Source organism: Microcoleus sp. Z1_A1 (genome assembly GCF_036700305.1).
Classification (GTDB): Bacteria; Cyanobacteriota; Cyanobacteriia; order Cyanobacteriales; family Microcoleaceae; genus Microcoleus.
The window spans coordinates 1-4,442 of record NZ_JAUBOR010000006.1; the positions used below are offsets into that span (position 1 = coordinate 1).

Here is a 4,442-nt window from a genome sequence, read left to right on the forward strand (position 1 = left end):
CCGGCTTTGCACGCAGAACTGGATAGGATAGGAGTAGATCGAACTCAAGCTAATTATGCTCTGAAGTTAGACTCAGGTAAAAGTATTACCCACAACCGTTTTGTCGTGCCTGAGTCTGGAACTCTGCGATTTAATCTTCACGTACCTGAACTCAGTGGTGGCAACCTTATAGTTTCTTTAGAAGGAGATAATGGTGTTACCACACTGGAAACTATTAGCTTATCAGAAGCCAGTGGTCCTTACGATTCTGGCTACAATAACGCAGATACAAACAGAATTGGTTACGGAAATATCGGGTTTGAAACTTTCCATGTAGTAGATATACCAGAACCGCTACGAGGCAGGGTTGCTACAGTGAAGTTTGAAGTAGATAACGGCACGGTTTTTCTGGATGACGTTTTCTTTAAAAGTGTTCATCTAAAGTTGGGTAATCCAACTTTAGATGGTCAAAAAACTCGACCAGACGCTGTTAACAATGCCAACAACTATCTCATTGAAAAGCCACAGTATTCTCTCTCTTATAACGAGAGCAACAAAGGTCCAAATTGGGTAAGCTGGCAACTAAACAGAACCTGGATAGGTACTCTACAACCTCCTGAGAGAGATGACAATCTAGATCCTTTAGATCCTTTTCCTTGGAGGTCGGATAGCGAACTTCCCAGTGAATTAGAGACAACTGAGGGATGGGAGTACAGAGGTAGTGGTTTTGACCGAGGTCACATGACTGCTAGAGAACATCGTAACAGAACTCAGAAAGATCAGTTTGCTACCTTCTTGACAACAAACTTACTTCCACAAGAGAGAAGTAGTAATAGAACCGGTGCATGGCGACAGCTTGAACGCTTTAGTCGGCAAGTTGCTCAGAGGCGTGGTTGGGAACTTTACAATATTGCAGGAGGATATGATTCGATTAATGATGCCCTTCCGCCTGAAAATCCTCTCAACTTAGAAAACATTAACGTCCCTGAGTACACTTGGAAAGTTATTATGTTTGTTGAACCCGGTCAAGGAATAGCAGATATTACAGTAAACACACCTGTGATTGCTGTTACTATGCCTAATGGCATTGCTAATCCGCCAGATATAATTCCACCGCGATGGCAAGATCAAATAACTACGGTCAGAGAGGTCGAAGAACTTACAGGTCTAGATCTTTTGTCAAATCTTCCAGATGAAATCGAAAATGTAATTGAAAACCGGATTTATTCTGGACCTACTAACGTAAATGATTTTCCATCTGTGGTTACATAAGTCTTCACAGTTCTCAGTTTGCGCTGTTTAAGTTGAAGTTCTCATCTGGGGGAACTTCAGCTTAGAGTGGAAGACTCACTCACAATGGTCATTCCTCGTGCTGCCATCGGGCATGATTGTATTGCAGAAGATTGCCCCTTCAATTCCACTAATGTTAGCCAACTCTAAATCAACGATCGCTTCACTTAAATTTACTCCTGTTAGATTAGCTCTTGTGAGCAGGGGTTCACCTAGATAAGTATCTGTTAAACAAGCCCCAGTCAAGTTGACTTCCGCCAGTGATGCTTCTTCCAGGTTAGCTCCACTCAGGTCTGCTTGACTTAAATCTGCTCCGCTTAGGTCAGCTTCGGCTAAATTGGTTTTACTCAGGTTAGCTCCACTCAGATCAGCACAGTTTAATTGAGTACAGTTCAAGTTGGCTCCACTCAAATCTGCTCCACTCATATCTGCTTTAATCAAGCTGGTATAGAACAGGTTAGCATTGCTTAAGTTGGTACCAGATAAGTTCGCCTCACTCAAATCGCCATCGCATAGTTGGACGCCACTCAAGTTAGCACCGCTGAGATTAACATAACTCAGATTGGCCATCCTCAAGTTCGCACCGCTGAAATTGATACCGCTCAAGTAATTTTGACCTGGTTCGAGTTCTTCGAGGTCTTCCACGTTAGCAACGTTTAAGTTAGCATGACTTAAATCAACTCCAGGGAAATCTCTCTCTCCCGCAGCGTAACGTCTATATAGTTCTTCAACGTCCATAGCTTTCTTGTTCAAGCTGTTTATAATTTCATAGTAGCACTGTTACTTTTACTTTTTACCAATAAATGTATCAAACTGTGCGAGAGGTAGAACCAGTGAAAGTGTAAATAGATTAAAGAGGCAAGTTATGAACGCAGAAGAACTGCTCAAAAGGTACGCAGCGGGTGAAAGAGATTTTCGTCGGGTTAACCTAGAAGATGCCGAACTAAGAGGCGTAAACTTGAGTGAGGCTGATTTCACGGAAGCTAACTTGAATGGTGCCATTCTGAAAGAAGCCAATCTCAGACGTACTATTTTTAAGTCCGCTAACTTAGAAGATGCTGACTTAAGTCATGCTATGCTGGATGAAGCAGATTTGTCTAATTCTAGTTTAGAAGTCAACCTAAAAAGAGCTTCATTGGAGAGAGCTAACCTAAGTAATGCCAACTTGACAGGTAGTAATTTGGAATATACTAATCTCCGAAATGCCAACCTGCAAAATGCTTGTTTAGTTGAAGTTAGCTTAGATCGAGCCAATCTGGAAGGAGCAGATCTTAGAGGTGCAATGATGGGTGAAACTTGTCTGTATGAGGCCAATTTGAGAGGAGCACTCGTTGAAGGTTGCGATTTAAGCGACAGCTACAAGCGAAATACTATCATGCCAGATGGACAAGTTGTGACTGATAAATATGCTGAGATGGAATCTGACGATTAACCAAATCGAGGAGTTGACTGAGCTTGACTTTTTCTCAAATATTCCCTCTGGAGATTGAGGAAATAATCGAATCATAAAATATGACGGGGTCTCAACCCCGTCAAAAGCCCCACACAAGTTAGGAGCCATTGTCACTTCTAATTGTGCCATCCGGCATGATGGTGTTGCAGAAAATCAAACGACCTTCTCCGGTGGCTGAAAAGTATGCACCCATCAAGTTGGCTCTGGTGAGATTAGTGCCAATCAACTGCGTACACTCCAGGCTAGCTTCTCTCAAGTCAACATCCACTAAGTCGCTTGCCAGTTCAGCATAATCCAGAATAGCATCCCTCAAATCACCACCCGTCAATATAGTAACCCATAAACTAGCAGAATCTAAGTTAGCACTGCTCAAATTAGCACCACTGAGATTAACAAAACTCAGATTAGCCACAGTCAAGTTAGCACCGCTGAGATTGATACCCCTCAAATCATTCTGACCTGGTTCGAGTTCTTCGATGTCTTCTACGTTAGCAATGTTTAAGTTAGCATGACTTAAATCTACACCCGGAAAATCTCTTTCGCCAGCAGCGTAACGCCTATATAGTTCTTCAACGTCCATAGCTTTCTTGTTCAAGCTGTTTATACTTTGATAGTAGCGCGATTACTTCTACTTTTTATCAATAAATATATCAAGCTGTGCGAGAGGTTGAACCCGATCGCATACCAAGTAATCCAGATGGCTCAGAAGGAATACAAATGTCCTAAAATCTCAACTCTCAAATCTCAAAACGCTAACTGCGCCGAATATTAAAACAACACCAATCTTGGCGCTTCCACAGAGTAGCCACAATCCAGCCGTGCTGTTCGAGAGTGTCGGCAATTGGCTTAGCTTGTTCGAGCAAAATGCCGCTGAGCACGGCCCAAGTAGTCGGTTTGCTAATTGCAGTGAACTGCGGGATTAAATCGATGATTACTTCTGCTAAAATGTTGCAGATCAAACCGTCGATCGGCTCATCGACCATTTCTTTCAAGCGATCGATACTTCCGAGCTCTGCAACCAACTGCTGAGAATTAACGCGGTTGAGTAGCCTGTTGCTAATAGTCGATCGCACTGCCAAAGGATCTGTATCCAAAGCATAAACTTTTGTAGCGCCCAACAACACCGCGCCGATCGACAAAATACCCGATCCGCAGCCGATATCAGCAACGATGCACTCTTTGTCATCAAAACCGAGACGCATTTCCAGCGACTCCAGACAAAGTTGAGTAGTAGCGTGAGCACCCGTACCGAAAGCCACACCCGGATCTAAACGCAAAATAACGCGATCGGTATCAGTCGGTAAGGGCAACCAAGCCGGATTAATTAAAAAGCGATCGCCCACTTCTTGAGGCTGCCAGTGCTCCTTCCAAGTGCTGCCCCAGTCTTCGTCTTCAATCAAATCCCACTGCATCGCAGGTAGGGGCAAACCTGCACACAGAGCATCTTGGCGCAGCCACAGAGACAGAGCGGCCAAATCCAGCAATCCTGCCTGTTCTTCGGGCAAATAAGCCGACATCAGGCAGGAATTGCTTTTGATCTCAGTAGCAGTTCCCCGACAGTTAAACCGTTCCAGACGCCAAAAGATGATATCTTCCAGCGCCGGATCGCAAAGAATTCTAATTTCCCACCAGCTATGTGCCATAACGATTTTAAATTTTAGATTTTAGATTTTAGATTGGCCCAGGGGAACTGGAGACTGGGAACTGGGGAGTGAGGAAT

The 4,442-nt window shown here is 43.7% G+C and carries 5 protein-coding genes; 2 read left to right on the forward strand and 3 right to left on the reverse strand.

Annotated features, from left to right (window positions below; translation table 11 throughout):
* On the forward strand, positions 1-1,251 hold a 1,251-nt coding region (locus QT973_RS05280; RefSeq protein ID WP_333211024.1), incomplete at its 5' end, for a DNA/RNA non-specific endonuclease.
* Positions 1,252-1,326: 75 nt separating this feature from the next.
* Here QT973_RS05280 and QT973_RS05285 read toward each other — a convergent pair.
* Positions 1,327-2,007 (reverse strand): pentapeptide repeat-containing protein, encoded by a 681-nt coding sequence (locus QT973_RS05285; RefSeq protein WP_333057860.1) that lies wholly within the window; start codon positions 2,005-2,007, stop codon positions 1,327-1,329.
* Positions 2,008-2,134: 127 nt separating this feature from the next.
* On the opposite strand from QT973_RS05285, the gene QT973_RS05290 reads away from it, so the two are divergent.
* Positions 2,135-2,701: a pentapeptide repeat-containing protein gene (locus tag QT973_RS05290; protein ID WP_333390823.1), complete on the forward strand. Its 567-nt coding sequence runs from the start codon at positions 2,135-2,137 to the stop codon at positions 2,699-2,701.
* 118 nt (positions 2,702-2,819) lie between these two features.
* On the opposite strand, the gene QT973_RS05295 is transcribed toward QT973_RS05290, so the two are convergent.
* Together QT973_RS05295 and prmA are read right to left on the reverse strand one after the other, a co-directional pair.
* Entirely contained in the window at positions 2,820-3,302 is a 483-nt protein-coding gene (locus QT973_RS05295; RefSeq protein ID WP_333057862.1) for a pentapeptide repeat-containing protein, read from the reverse strand.
* Positions 3,303-3,474: 172 nt separating this feature from the next.
* Complete coding sequence (prmA, locus tag QT973_RS05300; protein WP_333057863.1) at positions 3,475-4,365, reverse strand: 50S ribosomal protein L11 methyltransferase; 891 nt, start codon at positions 4,363-4,365, stop codon at positions 3,475-3,477.
* Positions 4,366-4,442 lie beyond the last annotated feature (77 nt).